Source organism: Pseudomonas sp. BIGb0278 (assembly GCF_024809895.1).
GTDB lineage: Bacteria > Pseudomonadota > Gammaproteobacteria > Pseudomonadales > Pseudomonadaceae > Aquipseudomonas > Aquipseudomonas shirazensis.
The window spans coordinates 1,278,878-1,296,753 of record NZ_JANUEL010000001.1; the positions used below are offsets into that span (position 1 = coordinate 1,278,878).

Here is a 17,876-nt window from a genome sequence, read left to right on the forward strand (position 1 = left end):
AGACCTGTTCATCTGAAAGCCGCTTACACAGTAGTAATCGGCTTGAAATAATGAGGTTTAGCAATGACTTCTCTCAGCCCTTCCCTTGAACTCAGTCCCGAGCTTGCAGCTCACCCGGCCTATTCGCGAGTGTTCCAGCCCGAAGGCCTCACCTTCGGATACATCATGCCTCTGGAAGGCTACCCAAATTCGCCGTTCCCTACTTTGCAGGATCATCAGCGCCTTGCTCGAATCGCGGATGAGGCTGGTTTTGCAAGTTTATGGATGAGGGACGTGCCCTTCTACGATCCAAGCTTTGGTGACACCGGGCAGATGATCGACCCCTTCGTCTACCTTGGATATTTGGCAGCCGTAACTAAAAAAATTGCTTTGGGAACGACAGGAATCGTTCTTCCACTGCGCGAGCCGTTGATCGTTGCTAAACAATCTGTGTCGGTTGACCAACTCACCGGTGGACGATTCTTGTTAGGGCTCTCCAGCGGAGATCGCCCGATTGAATATCCCGCATTCGGGATTGATTTCGAAGCGAGAGAAGAACGATACCGGGAAGGCTTCGAGCTGATTAAGACAGTCACTGAAAACAGCTTCCCAAGCGTCTCAACCAAACTTTTCGGCCAGCTGGAAGGCTTGCTAGACATGGTACCCAAGCCAGTTGGCCCTCGACTCCCAATGATTGTCGTGGGCCGGGCCCGTCAGACCCTTGAGTGGATAGCCAATAATGCCGATGCCTGGATTTGGCATCTGAGCGACTTCAATCGTTTGCCCGGCCTCATCCGTGAGTTCCGTTCTGCCAGTCAGACCGGCAATGCAAAACCATACGGCTACGCGACGTTTTTCGATCTGGCGAAGGATCCGAGCACACCGCTGGAACGCGGCTACAACGGAATAAGGATCGGGCGTAATGCTCTCGTGGATCTCTGGAAACGGCAACAGGATGAAGGCGTTTCACACGTCGCACTGAATATCAAACCTCTGCAGCGACCAGCCGCTGATGTCCTGGAGGAGATGGCTGAGTATGTCCTGCCACACTTTCCCATAGGCCAACCTGTCTCGCAGGTGACCCAGTGACCGGCTCAAGTGATCGCACCGACATTAAGGGCGTTATAGCCACCTTTCTGGAAGCCTGGGAGAGCGGTTATTGGGAATCTGCTGGAGATATGTTCACTGACAATTGCCAGCTGGTAACAAGCCACATGTCCGCTCATGAGGGTGGAGGTAAGATTGTTAGAGCCTTCCAGCAAGACCGTGCCAAGGCTGATGGCTTTTCAGTGAAGGCAACCAATCACTATGTGGGTGGTGGAGAAACCGACGCGACTTTCAGTTTCTACGTCTATGGCCATATCAGCAAAGCCACAAAGTCGGCCAAGCTCGGCTTTGGAATGACTGTCACGGGCTCCCTGAAAAAGACAGCAGGCACCTGGCACCTCGACAGCGTGCTGATTGCCTTGAATTGGGTAACCGGGGACTACTCGCTTGCAACTCACTGGCAGCTTCCACCAGGTGACGACGGATGGAGGATTGGGGATCCCGCTCCGACCATCGTGAGCGAACTGAACGCGCCATGGCTTGCTTTCCCAAGCTCAACGCCTTCGGTACCCAGCGAGGAGTGTATTGCTGAAACCTACGCTCGTTACTCATGGGCGCTGGATCAAGCTGACATGCAGCTGCTTGCTCATTGCTTTACCAACGACGCCGCTGGCGATTTCCAACCGATGGGCCTTATTGAAGGGCGCCACGCGATCATCGGCTCATTCAAAGAATTTCGCAGGCCCTGGCCGTGGATGCAGCATTTCGCGGACGTGCTGGAGATCAAGTCCGACGAGGAAAAGGGTGTAGCGGAAATGATTGTCGGCAGAGTCATTCCTGGAAACTCACACACGCAAGATGGCACGCCGCTCTATGGCGCGCATTACCGGATGCGACTTCGTCGCAAGCATGAGGGATTCTGGCAACTGACCTGGAGCGAGTACCGCCCAGGCTGGTTCAATGCCAATGAAGCACCGAGAGCTTAGTCCCTTCCTGGAACCGCTCTAGGGCCGTGGCGCCGTACTATCTCGGACGACGAGTTCGATTTGTATGCGCTCGCGGCGTGCAAGTGGACGCCCCTCGATCAACGCAACGATGTTGTTGGCGCTGCTGATACCAATTTTCGAAGTCGGCACCCTGACGGTCGTTAGGGCTGGCACGTAGGCAGCCGCGAACTCGATATCATCGAACCCGCTGACTGATAGTTCTGTGGGGACGTCGATCCCATTGGAGCGCGCTTCCGCCAACGCTCCGATACAGGTGAGGTCAGTGCTGCAGACAATGGCTGTAGGCTTGGGGTTAAGCTCCATAGCAATCCGCAGCCCGGCGCGCCCTCCCTCAATCGTGAATGGCTGCTCAATAATCCGTTCACTTGAAAGCTCTATCCCTGACTCGAGTAGCTGAGCGGTGATTCCTTTCAGACGGTATTTTGCTCGTTCGTTGTTAGAAACAACTCCACTGATCATGGCGATACTTTGGTGACCAAGGCTAAGCAAGTGCTTGGCTATCAATCGACCACCCTCCTCATTGCTGAACCCCACGCAGTGATGGTCGTGAGCACCATCTAGCGACCACATCAGAATGAATGGGCATTGGGCGGCAGTTAGTGCTTCATAAATTTCAGGACTATGTTCAGTACCCACCAACAGTAGGCCTTCGACGCCCCGCTCAATCATGTTCCTTACGTTTATCAGTTCTTGCGCCTGGTCGTATTCATGGGAAGAAATGATCAGGTGATACCCAAGCTCCGTTAGCCTTAACTGGAGGGCCTGGACAGCTTCAGCGAACGCAGGGTTGTTAAACGTAGGAAAAACGGCTCCGATGCTGTGCGTGCGCCTGGATGCCAAAGCACGCGCGGCCCCGTCTCGCACGTACCCGAGCTCTTGAACGGCTGCTTGTACTTTGGCCAGCGTTGCAGGTTTCACTAAGTGCGGGACAGCCAATGCTCTTGAAGCACTCCCCATCGAGACGCCCGCCAATTCAGCCACATCCTTGAGCTTCGGTTTCTCGATTTTTTTCATTGGAGATTCAGCATCCTTGATCGTAGCGCGGAGACAGGACGATCAGAAGAACGCCCTCGATTTGCGCAGAGGATGATAAGCCAACAGCCTGCCGTTCGGGAGCCGTTAATTGGAGGGAAAAACCTGAGAACAGCGTTTCTGCTGCCCCCAGGCAAAGACACTTATTTAATGACGATCGGATTCACAGGAGCTCCGGTTCCGCCAACGACCTTTAGAGGGGCTGCGGTGTAGAGGAACGTCCACTGACCGTCCTCAGCGCAGTCCTCAGCGAGAGGATCAAGCTGAGCGATCTCAGTGAGAGTGATGCCCAAGTTCCTCATGAGTGCGTTGTGCAACGGCAACGCAACCCCTGACACGGGATCGACGGTAACTTCGTTAGCAATGGTGTCAGTGACAATGTTCGGAATTTCCATCTCCTGAAACCACTTCACCAGCTCAGGGCTGTAGGTCAGGCCTGGCTCGATAAAGTCTTTGTAGAACTCTTCCGGGGCGCGTTTATAAAACGAGCCAATCCATCCAGTGCGGATGATGAGAATGTCGCGCTTGTTGATAGAGACGCCTTGAGCCCGGGCCGCACCCATTAAATCCTCATGATTGAACGTTTCACCTGCATCCAGCACGTCTTTACCACGATGGCGCGCTATGTCGATCAGAATGCCTCGGCCAACAATGCCTTTTTCACCCAATGGAGCAACGCTCGCCTTGGCCAGGGAACCGATAGTGGTATCAGCGCTGTAGCCATTCCAAATCTGATCGTCGTACCAGACATGCCCAAGTGCGTCGTACTGAGTTGACCCTTGAAGATGAAAAAACATCACGTCGTCGGCGAACTCGTAAGAGCCCGGAAAATGCGGGCCTTTGCCACAGTTGTAGTGACCACGATCCATGATATTCATGCGTTTTGACTGGGAGCGGCCAGGCCAGACCGGGTCACCAGCAGGATCTGCCATCCGCACCTGCAAAGTAAATGTCTTGCCTTGTTTGACCTCTTTGACCCCTTGGAGCACTTCGATACCTGTAAGGTAGTTGAGTGAGCCTACCTCATCATCCGGGCCCCACTTACCCCAGTTTTTAGGGGAGTCTTTGAGCAAGTCATGAATGTGCGGAACGATCTTGTCTGTCATTTTCTGAGCCTCTTTTATTCTTGGATTAGCTGTGCTGCATTTAGCGGTTAGTTGAAACGTTCAAATCGTTGTCCCAGCTCGTCGGCACGAGCTAGTCCTCGGATGAGTCGTTCAGCTGTAAGGGCTGGCGCCATATTTTTAGCGTACACCGCACCCAGTGTTGCCTGGACGACAATGTCCAATTCCTCAGACGTAAACGCAGAGGTCTGGCCAAGGCCGTCGAGGGTGACGGGAAGATTCACATCATTCAGAAGCTGAGCGACCTCTAGGATCTCTGAGTCTGGGCGCTCTTCGACGGACATCTGCACCAGCGTCCCGAATGCGACAAGCTCACCATGCAGCATGGAAGTAATCGCAGGAATTGCCGTAAGACCTCGCACAAGCGCATGAGCTAGCGACAAGCCGCCACTCTCGAACCCAACGCCACTGATAAGCACGGTTCCTTCAACAACCCGCTCGACATCATCATTAACCTCGTGCCGGCCTACTGCTTGGTAAGCGCTATACCCGTAGGTCATAAGCGTCTTAAACACTGCCTCTGTTAGCAGCAATGCAGTGTTCAACGCTGGAGTACCAAATGAGTTATTGCCTCCGGCAGACTGACATTGTTGCGCCTCAAACTTTTTACTGATGGCGTCGCCGATGCCTGCGGCGAAAAACCTTGCAGGCGCACGGACAATCACTTCGGTGTCCACGACGACTGCGGAGGGGTTCATGTTCAGGTACTCGACGCCAACGACCTTGTGCGCCTCGTCGTAAAGGACAATCAAACGGCTGGTTGGGGCGTCGCTGGAAGCAATGGTCGGGCATACGACAATGGGGACGTTAAGCTGAGCAGCCATCCCTTTAGCCGTGTCAATTGTCTTACCGCCGCCCAAAGCGATGATGGTGTCTGGCCTGTAATCTGCTGATCGCTCACAGAGAGACGCAATTGCAGCTTTAGTGCATTCACCAGGAAAAACGATACTGTTCGCCTCGAAGCCATGCTCTGACAATGCGTTCCCTACCTCAGGCCACAGATGCTTCGAGACGAACTCGTCGCACAAAACCAAAGGGCGCGTTTGCCCCATATCGGAAAGAATTCTGCCAAGCTGCTTTAGTGCGCCTGGCCCTTGCTCGTATCGGCCAGGAAAACCCATTGTTCGAACCATGCCATCACCCGCTGCTGAAAAACTGTGAGATAAATCGTTACGCTGAATACGAGCCGGATGGATCAGCGCATCAACCAGCCACCCGCCACATCCAAAACTTGGCCCGTGATGAAGTCGCTGTCGTTTGAAGTCAAAAAGCATGCTGCTTTAGCTACCTCAAGTGGCGTTCCAAGACGGCCCAACGGAGTCTCATCAACGACTGCCTGGTTCGCCTGCGCAGAAACGGTTTTAAGAAGCGGCGTTTCGATGCGTCCCGGAGCCAGTGCGTTTGCAGTAATGCCATAGGGCCCGAGCTCGCCTGCCAGATGACGGGTAAAACCGATAATCGCGGCTTTAGTAGCGCTGTAATGCGCCGCGACAATAGGCAAATAGGCGCTGCCGGCGACGGAAGACATGTTGACGATTCTTCCAAAGCCGCGCTCAACCATTCCCGGCGCGGTTGCCCTAACCAGGTTGAACGAGCCCGTGAGGTTGATGCCGACGACCCTTTCCCATTCCAGAGGATCCATTTCCCAAATCGGTGCGGGTGCGCCCTGATGTTTGGGTGACACGCCTGCATTGTTGATCAAGGTGTCGATCGGGCCGAGCTGCTCACTAAGCTCAAGACAGGCTCGACTGCATTGAGCGAAATCTGATACGTCAGCTTTAGCCCAAGCCACCAAATGTCCGGCAGCACTGAGTTGCCGGGAAAGCTCGGCAACTGACTGCTCGTCGAAATCTACCAAGGCAACCCGCGCGCCCTCCTCGCAGTACAGCCGGGCAATTGAGGCACCGATGCCCCCTCCTGCCCCGGTAATGAGAACTGTGCGTCCTGAATGTCGAAAATTCGTCATGCCAAATTCCCCGCGCTGAAAAAACAGAAACAAGAGGCGGTGATGCTCAAACGCGTCCGATGCCGCGCTGGCTGACTGAAAATTTCGGACTCATGTAGGCGGGTGGTTTTAGGAGATTTACGTGGCGAAGCCAGTGCCCCCGTGCCGGAGCGGTCTGTGACTTTAGGTAAGAGAGTGGCGAGGGCAGCCTGCGTCGTTGACCGAGCGAAGGCTAATGATGCAGTGACCATTATGATCTCCAGACTTGCCTAGGAAAACGGCAAATATGAATCGATTCATTCTCATAGCCTGCGGCCCTAAGCCAACAAAACAAATGATCTTTTCACGACTCTATTTTTTGTATTTATTCTCTAAAGAGATATTTATGAAGCGCTTCATTTTTATTCGGATATTTGACCGCTGTCAAGCTGTCTGCACGGTCACTTCCCCGCAAGGAGCGCCAGTAGCTCCTACGAAACGCAGTCATGTGCATCTGCGCCAATCATATTGAGGATGTGAAAAACACCGGCGCACTAAGCCTCTGAGGCACTGGCTCCTTCGGCAGATGCACGGAACACGGGCGCAGTGCCCACGCCTGGGAGTCGATGCTCAAGTGAGATGAATACGCGATGCATATGCTAGGTATCGACTAGACGAGCGCGCCTCGCTCACGGGTCAGGCAGAGTGAATGCCTTCCGCAGAATGCTGCTCCCATGGTGGGCATGGTGACCAAGCCTCCACGAGCTTATCGATGAAGAGTCGAATTTTTGGAGATAGGTGCCGCTTGCTAGGGTAGATCACCCGAATAGGCTCTGCGGCCTCTGCATAGCCAGCGAGCAATTGAACAAGTTTGCCGCTCCTCAAATCGTCGTTCACCACGTAGGAAGGAAGAGTCGCGATACCCAAGCCAGCTACTGCTGACTGGTGTAATGACTCAGCACTGTCCATCTGTAGCCTTCCACCATGAGTAACGGACACAGAGCTACCATTCACGCGAAAATTCCAAGGAAGCAATCTCCCACCACTCACGAAATGCAGGCACTGGTGCTCGGATAAGTCCTCCGGCGTTTTAGGCTCGGCATGCTGATCCAAATATTTGGGGGAAGCGCAGGTAATCATTTGTTGGTAGGCCACAGTGCGCGTTAACAACCGAGAATCTTCCTTCGGTGGCCCGATGCGCATGGCCAAATCAAATCCCTCATCGATCAGATCGACCAGCCTGTCAGAAAAGGTGATATCCACGCTCAGCGAGGGCCAATCCTTAAGGCAGCACTCAATGTGCTGAAGGACATGAAGTCTGCCCAGCGCAACCGGCAGACTCATCCGCAGTCGCCCACTGGGTGTCGAACGACGAAACGCAAGGGCATCCTCCACGTCGTCCAGATCCTGAAGAACGCCCACGCAGCGCTCATACAGAACCTGGCCGTCATCCGTCATGCTTAAACTGCGCGTAGTGCGATTCAGTAAACGCACCTGTAAACGAGCCTCGAGCCTGACTATCGACTTCCCTACTGCAGAGCGCGTAAGGCCAAGCTGTTTTGCCGCCGCAGTGAAGCTTCCAGCGTTTACCGAGCTCACAAACGCGGCAATATCATTCAGGTTATGGAGTTCCATACGGCCTCGGAGGTCTCAACGTTCGGGCGGCTTAGCACCTGTTATGGGGAACCCTATTCCCCAATACTAAGCATAGTATCTCAATTAGCCAATCCACTCCCAGCGATCAATTGAGGTCATTATGAACACTAAAGTCCAAGCAGCCGTCCAAACCTGGGCCAATAGCCTTAGCGATCTGGTACCCGTTCTTAAGGGAATCGATACCACCACAAAAATGAGCGACATCCGCGACTCTTACGCAAAAATGCTCGCGCAAAATCCAGCGCCAGCTGGCGTTAAATTCGAAGCAGTCGACATGGGTGGCGTACCCGGCACACTGGTTACTCCGGACGAGATCAAAACCGACGCGGTCGTGATGTATATCCACGGCGGCGCCTACATTGTAGGACGTCCAGACGGCTACCATGGTATCGGCGGCAACTACGCAAAAATGCTCGGTGCTCGTGTGTACATGCCGGACTACCGCCTCGCTCCTGAGCACAAGTTCCCAGCCTCTATTGACGACACATTGCGCGCCTACGAGTGGCTGCTTGAGCAGAAAATCCCGGCTAACAAAATTGCGTTCTCTGGCGAGTCGGCTGGCGGCGCGATGGTTGTCAGCGTTATGGTGGCTGCGAAATCCAAAGGGCTTCCACTGCCTGCAGTTGGTTCGTCCATCTCGCCATGGGCGAACCTTGAACACACCGGTGCTTCCATGAGCAACCGTGAAGGTCTGGATCCTCTGAACTCCAAGCCTGTCTTGGATATCCTCGCCAGAGCATTCCTAGGCGACACATTGGCCAATCATCCTCTGGCCTCACCTGTGTTCGCGGACGTCACCGGTCTTCCACCAATCTTGGTGCAGATCGGCGAGAACGAGCTGATGTTGAGTGATGCAATGCGCCTTGCAACTCACCTGGCTGATAACCGAGTTCGCGTGAACCTGGAAGTATGGCCTGCGATGTTCCACGCCTGGCACTTCTACGCCACCATGCTGCCAGAAGGTCAGCAGGCTATGGAGAGTTCCGTTCGGTTCATCGAGGCTGGCTTGGCCGACGCTAACCGCTAAAACGCAGGACAACCGCGATAGCTTTGTGGCTGTCGCGGTTTTACTCATTCCTGTTGCTGTAAAAGCTTCATCAGGCTATTCAGAGAGCCTGAGCAAGCGCCCTGCCCAACCCCATAAATTTCACCAAACGCCCCTTCTTGGCAGGCCGTGTCCACTGAACTCAGAAGATGGTTTTTCCGATGACACCAGACCGCAGCACGATCAACCCAAGGGTCTATGCGCTGACCTTCACTGCATTTGTAATGCTCTCTTCTGAATTTATCGTCGCAGGTTTACTACCTGAAATTGCAACATCGCTGGCCATCACTATTGGGGCGGCGAGTGGGCTGGTGACAGCTTTTGCTTTAGGCATGGGCATCAGCGCGCCAATCATTGGTGTTCTAGCACACCGGGCCTCGAAACGATCCCTTCTCATCGCCGCGTGCGTGGCACTTGTTCTCGGGAATGGGATTTCCGCAGTCTTTAGCGACTACTACATCATCCTCATTGGTCGCGTACTAGGAGGAATCGGTGTTGCTGTTTTCTGGACAAACGCCGCTTTGGCCGCGAAGTCACTGTCGCAAGGCCGCAATGAAAGCATGGCGATTGGTAGAGTCTTGGTAGGAATCTCGATCGCATCGGTCGTAGGCGTCCCGGTCGGCAAGCTCATCGCAGACGCTACCAATTGGCGGATGGCGATGTGGATGATGACGGCGCTGAGCTGTGTGGCTTTGCTAACCGTGTGGATTTGGGTGAGACCTACTGAAGAATCGCGGCAGAAAGAAAACCTGCGCGACACCCTACGTGTAGTCTTCAAGACAGACGTTTCAATGACCTTGGTCAGTTCATGCTTAATGTTTGCTGGCGTTGCTTCGGTATTCAACTTCTTGGCTACCTTCCTGGAAAAGGAGGCCGGCTTCGGTGAGATGAACGTCACACTGATCCTATGTCTCTACGGAGTCGCAGACATTGCGAGCAATTTGATCCTATCCAAACGCGTGAAAGATGATCTTGAGCCACTGTTCAGACGGGTCTTGGTGACCATGGCCGTGGGCATGTGCGCCCTGTCAGTGTTTGGCAATCTCACATGGGCTGTCCCACTCGCCGTCATCATCGTTGCCAGCAGCCACGCCGGTGTCAGCCTGCTTATCGGAATAGACGTGCTAAAAAGGGCTGGGAACGCTGGTCAGTTGATCAACGCCATAAACGTATCAATGATAAATCTAGGCATCGGCATTGGTGCAGTCATCACTGGGTTGCTGGTAGATCGCGTGGGCGTTAGCAGCATAGGCTGGGCTGGCGCATGCTTCATTGCTCTGGCGCTGTGTACCCGATGGAAAATCGAACGCAGCCACCAACAGCATAGTGGCTGAGCCATAAACGGATGCTTGAAAGTGCCTGAGCTTTAAGGAAGCGCCGGCCAATGCGGGACATGGCGCGTCGATACACAAGCTTCACGGGTTCAGCGGGCTGACTGCTGGAACTAACGCTCTGGTAACGCACAAATAAAAAGGGCCCCAGGGGCCCTTTTGCACTCAAACTAAAGTCACTTGGTCAGCCAAGACTCAACTGTCGCGGCGCCGTGCTTCGCTTTCCAATCTTTCAACGTCTTATGGTTGCCGCCTTTAGTTTCGACGACTTCGCCTGTGTGAGGGTTTTTATAAACCTTCAACTGGCGAGGCTTGCGACTGCCCACTTTGGACTCGACGGCTGGAGCGCGACGACCTGCTTGTGGATCAAGCAGATTGATCACGTCTTTCAGGCTGTAGCCGTATTTTGCGAGCAAATCGCGCAGCTTCGTTTCGAATTCAATTTCTTTCTTAAGACCAGCGTCGCCCTTCAGGGCCTCAAGCGCTTGAAGCTGTTCGGCGAGATGTTTTTCAAGCTGGCGAAATTCTGCGAGTTTGGACATGGGAGTTTCCTGAGCAATTAGTATTGTCACGTTACAACAGAACAGACACTTGAATGAATGAGAAGACTCAAGTATTCGATTCAGTAAAATGCTTGGGTTTTCTTCGTTTTTAAATGGATCAACGCGCTATCGGTAAGCGCGTAAGCAAAGACTGGGGAGCTCTATAAATAGGATTCCCCCCCTTTAACTGTGCCGGCTATAGCTTGAAACGAGTAACGACAGTACGCAACTCCCGTGCCAGCAGCGTGAGCTCCTCCGCAGTCACAGCGTTGTCCTCTATGCCTTCCATCAGCGCAACGCTACCGTTACGAATCTCGGTCACATTGCGATTGATATCCTCCGAGACGGCGTGCTGCTGAACCGCCGCGCTGGCTATCTGGGTGTTCATTCCTACGATTTGCTCGACGCCTTCATTGATTGCATCCAGGCTAGTCGACGCCTGATCAGCGGATTCGATGCATTCCTGCGCGCGCAGTTTGCCCGCTTTCATTTGCTCGACGGCGTCGCCTGTAGATGCGAGTCAAACTGTCCAGGCCCGGTTTACGGCGGTAGCTGGCGACTGCATCACCCACTATCGCCATGACAGAATCACGATAGTGCTCAGCGGCGCACAACCACACCTGCGCTTCCTGCTCAACCTTCAATGCCCTGTCCTCCTCGCTTCCAATCGGCGCGCAATATTCGACCAAAGCGTGCTCGAGCGCCAGGGGGCGGGTTGCAGTTCAACCATCTAGGGATTTTCAAACATGCACATTCAGCTTGATCTGAACCGTAACGACCGCGACGCTCTGTTACGACACTGCCAAGAGTTTGTTCCTGACAGCGGAGATGCCCGTGAAGACGCCCGCCTGGCTGAGGCTTTGGAGGCGCTAATCGCTGCATTGGAAGACGCTATTTGAAGTGCAGAAGAGACGTCGTCGAAAGCCGCCTCAATCGACCAGTTGAGGCGCCTGAGGTGCGAAGGAGTACATATGTGCTCTTGGTTTTGATCACCCATCGCGAGACGCTACCAAGATTATGGTCTCACTGAGAATTAGGCGTATGGAGAGCAGCGCCACGATCCCTTCACCTCCCGCAACACAGCCCTGACAGAGCCTTGTAAGCAGATGGCTCTGTTGGGGATCCGTTTAAGTAATTTTGCTCCCAGCGCTCCCTTCGTCTATTCCTCTTGGCCCGCCTCGTGAAATCCGTAAGAATGTCATCTGGCCATTACCAACTGTACGGAATACTCATATGCCACGGAAGCGCAAAGGGAGCGGCGGCGGGCCGATCGCTCTGTACGCCTTGTTATTCGTTGTTGCCCTTTTGGCGCAAGTTCCAAAGCAAGCGTGGATCGCCCTTGGAGTTATCTTGGGCGTAAGTGCGTTGGGATGGGCCGTCAGACGCGCCACCCAGGCAAAACCTTACGCGCCTGAAGATGACATTGTTGCGGAGATCGCCGCTGAATCTCGACAGGCAACCTCCCCCAGTCTCACCGTCCAGTTCGGCACCAGTACCCGCGAGCGAGACTTCCATACTGTCCAAGTCGGTTCGTACAGCGATAGTCAGAGCTACGCCATTCCAAAGCCTAGTGCAAAGCCCATGGCGGTTCGCTGGCTTGCAGAAGGTGAGTCCATCACCGTGGCCGGATTGGCTATACCGGGTGGAATGCTCTACATCACCGAGCGGGCAACCCAGTTCGGTCAGACTGAACCGTCCCTGATTGATGCAACGCTTCGAGTCGCACGCTCACCCATGAGCCTTACCGAGCGCCAGATGCCCTATTGGCCAAGTTACCGAAGCATCACGCCTGAGGCGCGGCGAGCGTATCTGCAATGGTTGGCGGGAGGTCGCCGCCAGCCTGCGGATGCGGGATACGTGTTCCTGTTTTTTTACGGGCTTGAACGCCGCGCGCTGATCGATGCACCGAGCGATCCTCAGGCTAAGGCAGAGATCCCTGCCATCAAGGCCGAGGTCGAACGCTTGCTTGGTCTCTACGGGGACAACCATTCTTTCCGCGGCTACGCTACCCGCTTTCTCGCCCATATCGACGCGGGTTCTGTTCAACCTCAAAGCTATATGAGTGAACCCACCGCCAGTGCCGCAGATGGGTACGAGCTGCCCATGTCGCTGCGCGTCGCGCTGGGCCAGATGGCCGTGGACAAGTATCCACTCCCCCCGCACTGGGCATTAGCCTGGGCGCTCGCTGAGCCAAACATTTCCAGGCGCACACCTGTGACCCGTTGCCCTGAGCAATTCGCAGCACTCTTCAAAAACGAATTCGCAAAACGGTATCCCAATGGCCTTGTGCTGCCTCAGAACAAGACCAAGCTGAAGATTGCCTATCGCCCTGCTTCTTCCGGATTGAACATCCCGGCAGCAGCCGTGGGCGACCTCCCCGATGTCGCGGCAACCTCAGGAACGCGTAACAAGCTGCAGGTTATAGTGGAAGAGTGCACCACCGTTCTAGACGCTTACAGTCGATATCTGGGGCGCAACCCAGACGCTGGAGATAGTCTGGAAGCCATCCTGCAGTTGCCAACAGAACTCTGGCCTGCTGAAGCAAAAGCCGAACTCGAACAGTTGGAACAACGCGTCGGCGGCGAAACTATCTGCATGAGTTTCGCTGAGCTGGCAGGCCGTTTCAAATCCGCCGGCGCGCTTTCCCGCGACAAGGTCGTGGCACTCGCCCGGGCCTTGGAAAGCAAGCGGATCGGATTAGAGCCCGATGTGCTTTCTGGCAGCCGTACGCCCAAGGCAGAAGACACCATTGCACTGTTCGCAGCGGACTCTGATGAAGGCACTCTTCGGTCGACCGATGCTTACAGCGCTGCAGCAGTGACTTTAGACCTGGCCAGTGCAGTGGCTGCGGTAGACGGTGACACCTCGCTAGAAGAGGTGGGTCTGCTGTCCGGCCACATTGACTCATGGGATCACCTCTGCGTCGCGCATCGAAAACGCTTGAAGGCGCACCTCCAGATTCAACTGAAGCAACCGCCGACACTGGCAAGCCTCAAGAAGAAGCTTGAGCCACTGACGATCGAGGCCAAGCGGAAAATTGCCAGCTTCCTGGCCCACCTGGCACAAGCGGATGGCGAGGTGACGCCACAGGAAGTTAAGCTCCTTGAGCGCGTATACAAGTCGCTCGCCCTCGATCCGCAGTTCGTCTACAGCGACCTCCACAGTGCAGCTGTTCGTCCCTCCCATGGAGTGGAGGCACTGACTGCGAATGCCGCGCTGGCCACTGCGACACAGACATCAGAAAGCACTGGCTCTGGCTTTGCACTGGACATGGACAAGGTCGCTCGCTTGCAACAAGAAACGGCAGAAGTGTCGGCGCTCCTGGCCAGCGTCTTCAATGAAGAATCGCTGACTGAGACGCCTAGCGCCTTGGAGCCCGAGGCGCCCCAACGGCAGGAAGAAAGTACCGCCGAACAGCTTGCTACCGTACATGGCCTGGACGTCGAGCATTCAGCGTTCCTTCGGTTTCTGGTGTCACGGGCTGAGTGGAGTCGTGCCGAGCTGGAAGACGCAGCCAGTGATATGGAACTGATGCTGGATGGCGCCTTGGAGTGGATCAACGAGACAGCGTTCGAGCTGTTCGACATGCCCGTGACCGAAGGTGATGATCCCATCGAAATCAACCCCGACATTCTGGATGAGCTAGCCCTATGAGTAAGATACGAGCCAAGGATCGCGACGCGGTCATTCAATCGCTGCGTGCGGGCGTAGTGCCCTGTGTTGGGCAGCATCTCATCCAGGTAGGTCGAGCGGGTGAACTCGATTCGCTGCTCAAAGATGTGGATCGTCTCGCGGATGGCGGCTCGGCTTTTCGCGTCGTCGTTGGCGAGTACGGCGCGGGCAAAACCTTCTTCCTGAACCTAGTACGCGGCATCGCCATGGAGCGCAAGCTTGTCACCATGCACGCCGATTTGAATCCAGACCGCCGGCTTCACGCTTCAGGTGGCCAAGCGCGCTCACTTTACTCGGAGCTGGCCAAAAACATGGCCACCCGCACCAAGCCAGAAGGCGGCGCTCTGCAGGGTATCGTTGAGAAGTTCATCTCCCAAGCTAAAACGGAAGCCAAGACCAAAGGTGTCGAGAGTGAGGCGGTCATTCGTGAGTACCTGGCAGAGCTCACCGAGATGGTCAATGGGTATGATTTTGCCGACGTCATTGCCGCCTACTGCCGCGGCTTCGAGGAAGGTAACGAGCAGCTCAAGGCTGACGCCATTCGTTGGCTACGCGGGGAATTCTCCACCAAGACTGACGCCCGCGCTGCGCTGGGCGTGCGGACGATCGTCGATGATGCTTCTGTCTACGACCAGCTGAAATTGCTGTCACGATTCGTACGCCTAGCTGGATTCGGCGGCTTGATGGTCTGCCTGGATGAACTGGTCAACCTGTACAAACTGGCAAACACCCAGGCCCGTAACGCCAATTACGAACAGATTCTGCGCATCCTCAACGATTCGTTGCAGGGTTCCGCTGAAGGCCTGGGTTTTGTATTGGGCGGCACACCAGAGTTTCTGATGGACACTCGTCGGGGGCTCTACAGCTACCCTGCCCTGCAATCGCGCCTCGCTGAAAACAGCTTTGCTAAGTCTGGCCTAGTCGACCTTTCTGGGCCTGTCATTCGACTCAGCAGCCTGACACCTGAAGACTTCTACGTGCTTCTGCAGAAGCTGCGCAATGTCTACGCCTACGGTGAGCCTGAGAAGTTTTTGCTGCCAGATGAAGCCGTCCCCGCTTTCATGGCGCACTGCAATCAGCGCTTGGGCGAGGCATATTTCCGGACGCCGCGCACGACCATTACGGCTTTCATCAACTTGCTCGCGGTGATCGAGCAAAACCCTACCGCGGATTGGCGAACTTTGCTGGGCGCCGTGGAGCTGACCAAGGATGAGGCCGGGCAGCAAGATCTTGAAGTTGAGGCCGACGATGAGCTCGCCAGCTTCAAGCTCTGACTCTTCTTCGTTCGAGCGTTTACACCCGGAGGTTCAGCAATGGATCTGGTCACAGGGGTGGACGTCTCTGCGTGATGCGCAGGAGTGGGCGGTACCGGCATTGGTGGGCGCCGATCGCGATGTGATCATTGCAGCGTCCACCGCCGCAGGTAAAACAGAGGCCGCATTCCTGCCGATCCTGACCAACCTGCTGAACAACAGTGAGCCAGCCGGCGCGGTGCTGTATGTCAGCCCGCTCAAGGCGCTGATCAACGACCAGTGGGACAGGCTTAGCCGGTTATGTGAGAGGCTCGAACTGCCCGTCGTTGCTTGGCATGGCGATGTGGCAGCAAGCAAGAAACAACGGTTTTTGAAATCGCCTGAGGGCATCTTGCTGATCACTCCGGAGTCCCTAGAAGCCCTGTTCGTAAACAGAGGCTCAGGCTTACCAGGGGCTTTTCAGAACCTTCGCTACATCGTCGTCGATGAGCTTCATGCCTTCATCGGAAGTGAGCGTGGAAAGCAGCTGCAATCACTAATGCAACGGGTTGAAATCGTCGTGGGTAGAACGCTGCCCCGAGTAGGGCTTTCGGCGACGCTTGGGGAGATGTCGCTGGCCCGCAAGTTCCTGAGGCCAGCGTGCCCGGATGGCATCACGGTTATTGAGTCAAAGTCCTCTGGCCAAGAGCTCCAGGTACAGGTGCGTGGCTACATTGAGCAGCCCATGCAGCAGCTGATGGTGGAACACCCGGGGAATGCGTCAACAGATGAAGGCGCAGAGAAGGAAGACACCTCAGGTACCAAAGTGGCTATCGCAGGTCACCTGTACAAGGTGCTGAGGGGGCATAACAACCTGATCTTCCCCAACAGGCGCCAAGAGGTTGAATGGTTTGCCGACCGTCTGCGCTCACTGTGCGAGAACGATGGTGTTCCGAACGAGTTCTGGCCGCATCACGGTAGCTTGTCCAAGGAGCTACGCCAGGATGCCGAGCGGGCGTTGAAAGCGGGAGATCCTCCAGCTTCTGCCGTATGCACTACCACCCTGGAACTGGGTATAGACATCGGTAGCATTAGGACGGTCGCACAGATCGGCTGTCCACCCTCTGTGGCAAGTCTAAGGCAAAGGCTTGGCCGCTCGGGTCGCCGCGCCGGTGAGCCTGCGATGCTCAGGACGTACTGCCGGGAGCGCCCTATAACAGATAAGTCGGATCTCTCCGATCAGTTACGTGAAGGCCTTGTCCAAACGGTCGCCATGATCAGATTGCTGATCAGTGGATGGTTTGAGCCGCCTCGATCGGGAGGCCTACACGCCTCGACGCTGGTGCAACAGTGCCTATCCTCAATTGCTCAGCTCGGCGGTGCTTCTGCGGCGCAATTATGGGGAAATCTCATCGCAAGCGGCAGTTTTGCGAGCGTCACCCAGCCTGATTTCCTGGCTTTGCTCAAGGGTATGGGTGAGAAGGAATTGATCGTCCAGGACAGCTCAGGACTTCTGCTACCAGGCGAACTCGGGGAGCGGTTGATCAACCACTATGAGTTCTACACCGCCTTCACAAGCGATGAAGAGTTTCGTTTGCTCCGGGATGGGAAGCCACTTGGCTCGCTGCCCGTCAGCAAACCCCTGACCAAGGGACAGCGCATCATCTTCGGCGGAAGGCGTTGGCAGGTTCAGGATGTCGACCTCGAAGCAAAGGTGATCGTGGTCACACCGGCGCGGGGCGGCGAGCCCCCTCAGTTTGATGGGCTTGGTGCCCAGGTGGATGATCGTGTCAGGCTTGAAATGCGAAACGTGTTGATGGAAACCACATCCTGCCCCTTCCTGGACAAACACGCTCAAGCGCTCCTAGACGAGGCTCGGAGTAACTTCCGCGCTCTCGGGTTGGGTGGCGCGGCGATTATTGGCTCTGCCAGCGTAAGCCATGTGGCAACCTGGCGAGGGGATTACACCAACGATGCGCTGGCCTTGTTGCTCAGGCATGTGGGCATTCAGTGTGAAAACACCGGGCTTTTCCTGGAAGTTGCATTCGGCGCGGAGGACACATTGCGAGCGTTGCGCGTGGTCGCTCAAATGGACATCTCGAACGTAGAGCCGATCTTGGAAAATGTCGAAAACATGATCCGAGAGAAATGGGATTGGGCCCTTCCCCGCCCGCTCCTCATGAAGTCGTTCGCCTCAAGCCATCTTGATCTCCAAGCCGCGGTCACCACAGCTCGACTCCTTACACTGGAGTCGCAGGTTGGCAACGAATAGGAGTTCGCTCTTC

The 17,876-nt window shown here is 55.3% G+C and carries 14 protein-coding genes and 1 pseudogene; 8 read left to right on the forward strand and 7 right to left on the reverse strand.

Going from position 1 to position 17,876, the window contains the following annotated elements:
- The first annotated feature begins 63 nt into the window (after positions 1-63).
- Entirely contained in the window at positions 64-1,068 is a 1,005-nt protein-coding gene (locus M2396_RS05820) for an LLM class oxidoreductase (protein ID WP_150784088.1), read from the forward strand.
- Positions 1,065-2,012, forward strand: a complete 948-nt coding sequence (locus tag M2396_RS05825; RefSeq protein WP_259073709.1) for a nuclear transport factor 2 family protein — start codon at positions 1,065-1,067, stop codon at positions 2,010-2,012. Before M2396_RS05820 ends, M2396_RS05825 begins: the two co-directional genes overlap by 4 nt.
- Positions 2,013-2,030: 18 nt before the next feature.
- Here the strand turns inward: M2396_RS05825 and M2396_RS05830 are convergent, their stop codons facing one another.
- The 5 genes from M2396_RS05830 to M2396_RS05850 all read right to left on the reverse strand — a co-directional run bounded on the left by M2396_RS05830 (position 2,031) and on the right by M2396_RS05850 (position 7,748).
- Positions 2,031-3,047, reverse strand: coding sequence for a substrate-binding domain-containing protein (locus tag M2396_RS05830; RefSeq protein WP_259073711.1), 1,017 nt, complete (start codon positions 3,045-3,047; stop codon positions 2,031-2,033).
- 161 nt (positions 3,048-3,208) lie between these two features.
- The gene (locus tag M2396_RS05835) at positions 3,209-4,171 is read right to left on the reverse strand and encodes a cyclase family protein (protein ID WP_259073713.1); all 963 of its coding nucleotides are present in this window, start codon (positions 4,169-4,171) and stop codon (positions 3,209-3,211) included.
- 47 nt (positions 4,172-4,218) lie between these two features.
- The gene (locus M2396_RS05840) at positions 4,219-5,463 is read right to left on the reverse strand and encodes a glycerol dehydrogenase (protein ID WP_259073715.1); all 1,245 of its coding nucleotides are present in this window, start codon (positions 5,461-5,463) and stop codon (positions 4,219-4,221) included.
- The gene (locus tag M2396_RS05845; protein WP_259073717.1) at positions 5,385-6,155 is read right to left on the reverse strand and encodes an SDR family NAD(P)-dependent oxidoreductase; all 771 of its coding nucleotides are present in this window, start codon (positions 6,153-6,155) and stop codon (positions 5,385-5,387) included. The genes M2396_RS05840 and M2396_RS05845 overlap by 79 nt, the downstream gene beginning before the upstream one ends.
- A gap of 654 nt (positions 6,156-6,809) precedes the next feature.
- Positions 6,810-7,748 (reverse strand): LysR family transcriptional regulator, encoded by a 939-nt coding sequence (locus M2396_RS05850; protein ID WP_098466014.1) that lies wholly within the window; start codon positions 7,746-7,748, stop codon positions 6,810-6,812.
- A 121-nt stretch (positions 7,749-7,869) separates the two neighbouring features.
- Here M2396_RS05850 and M2396_RS05855 point away from each other — a divergent pair, with 121 nt between their 5' ends.
- Both M2396_RS05855 and M2396_RS05860 read left to right on the forward strand, forming a co-directional pair.
- Positions 7,870-8,796: an alpha/beta hydrolase gene (locus M2396_RS05855; protein ID WP_027620514.1), complete on the forward strand. Its 927-nt coding sequence runs from the start codon at positions 7,870-7,872 to the stop codon at positions 8,794-8,796.
- A gap of 179 nt (positions 8,797-8,975) precedes the next feature.
- Positions 8,976-10,148: an MFS transporter gene (locus M2396_RS05860; RefSeq protein WP_259073724.1), complete on the forward strand. Its 1,173-nt coding sequence runs from the start codon at positions 8,976-8,978 to the stop codon at positions 10,146-10,148.
- A 173-nt stretch (positions 10,149-10,321) separates the two neighbouring features.
- On the opposite strand, the gene M2396_RS05865 is transcribed toward M2396_RS05860, so the two are convergent.
- Together M2396_RS05865 and M2396_RS05870 are read right to left on the reverse strand one after the other, a co-directional pair.
- On the reverse strand, positions 10,322-10,687 hold the full coding sequence (locus tag M2396_RS05865) for a histone-like nucleoid-structuring protein, MvaT/MvaU family (protein ID WP_259073727.1): 366 nt from the start codon (positions 10,685-10,687) through the stop codon (positions 10,322-10,324).
- A 196-nt stretch (positions 10,688-10,883) separates the two neighbouring features.
- A pseudogene (locus M2396_RS05870) lies at positions 10,884-11,201 on the reverse strand (methyl-accepting chemotaxis protein); the annotation flags it as partial.
- Positions 11,202-11,433: 232 nt separating this feature from the next.
- On the opposite strand from M2396_RS05870, the gene M2396_RS05875 reads away from it, so the two are divergent.
- The 4 genes from M2396_RS05875 to M2396_RS05890 all read left to right on the forward strand — a co-directional run bounded on the left by M2396_RS05875 (position 11,434) and on the right by M2396_RS05890 (position 17,863).
- Positions 11,434-11,586 carry a hypothetical protein gene (locus M2396_RS05875; protein WP_259073730.1) on the forward strand — a complete coding sequence of 51 codons (153 nt, stop codon included), beginning with the start codon at positions 11,434-11,436 and terminating at the stop codon, positions 11,584-11,586.
- Positions 11,587-11,920: 334 nt separating this feature from the next.
- Positions 11,921-14,341, forward strand: coding sequence for a TerB N-terminal domain-containing protein (locus M2396_RS05880; RefSeq protein ID WP_259073731.1), 2,421 nt, complete (start codon positions 11,921-11,923; stop codon positions 14,339-14,341).
- Positions 14,338-15,633 carry an ATP-binding protein gene (locus M2396_RS05885; protein WP_259073733.1) on the forward strand — a complete coding sequence of 432 codons (1,296 nt, stop codon included), beginning with the start codon at positions 14,338-14,340 and terminating at the stop codon, positions 15,631-15,633. Before M2396_RS05880 ends, M2396_RS05885 begins: the two co-directional genes overlap by 4 nt.
- Before the next feature lie 43 nt (positions 15,634-15,676).
- The gene (locus M2396_RS05890) at positions 15,677-17,863 is read left to right on the forward strand and encodes a DEAD/DEAH box helicase (protein ID WP_259074227.1); all 2,187 of its coding nucleotides are present in this window, start codon (positions 15,677-15,679) and stop codon (positions 17,861-17,863) included.
- Positions 17,864-17,876 lie beyond the last annotated feature (13 nt).

What these genes read in the sequence shown, in the direction of transcription:
- M2396_RS05840 (WP_259073715.1), bottom strand. Translation starts at nt 5,463, where the DNA reads ATGCTTTTTGACTTCAAACGACAGCGACTTCATCACGGGCCAAGTTTT.
- M2396_RS05830 (WP_259073711.1), bottom strand. Translation starts at nt 3,047, where the DNA reads ATGAAAAAAATCGAGAAACCGAAGCTCAAGGATGTGGCTGAATTGGCG.
- M2396_RS05820 (WP_150784088.1), top strand. Translation starts at nt 64, where the DNA reads ATGACTTCTCTCAGCCCTTCCCTTGAACTCAGTCCCGAGCTTGCAGCT.
- M2396_RS05850 (WP_098466014.1), bottom strand. Translation starts at nt 7,748, where the DNA reads ATGGAACTCCATAACCTGAATGATATTGCCGCGTTTGTGAGCTCGGTA.
- M2396_RS05835 (WP_259073713.1), bottom strand. Translation starts at nt 4,171, where the DNA reads ATGACAGACAAGATCGTTCCGCACATTCATGACTTGCTCAAAGACTCC.
- M2396_RS05865 (WP_259073727.1), bottom strand. Translation starts at nt 10,687, where the DNA reads ATGTCCAAACTCGCAGAATTTCGCCAGCTTGAAAAACATCTCGCCGAA.
- M2396_RS05845 (WP_259073717.1), bottom strand. Translation starts at nt 6,155, where the DNA reads ATGACGAATTTTCGACATTCAGGACGCACAGTTCTCATTACCGGGGCA.
- M2396_RS05855 (WP_027620514.1), top strand. Translation starts at nt 7,870, where the DNA reads ATGAACACTAAAGTCCAAGCAGCCGTCCAAACCTGGGCCAATAGCCTT.
- M2396_RS05860 (WP_259073724.1), top strand. Translation starts at nt 8,976, where the DNA reads ATGACACCAGACCGCAGCACGATCAACCCAAGGGTCTATGCGCTGACC.
- M2396_RS05885 (WP_259073733.1), top strand. Translation starts at nt 14,338, where the DNA reads ATGAGTAAGATACGAGCCAAGGATCGCGACGCGGTCATTCAATCGCTG.
- M2396_RS05875 (WP_259073730.1), top strand. Translation starts at nt 11,434, where the DNA reads ATGCACATTCAGCTTGATCTGAACCGTAACGACCGCGACGCTCTGTTA.
- M2396_RS05880 (WP_259073731.1), top strand. Translation starts at nt 11,921, where the DNA reads ATGCCACGGAAGCGCAAAGGGAGCGGCGGCGGGCCGATCGCTCTGTAC.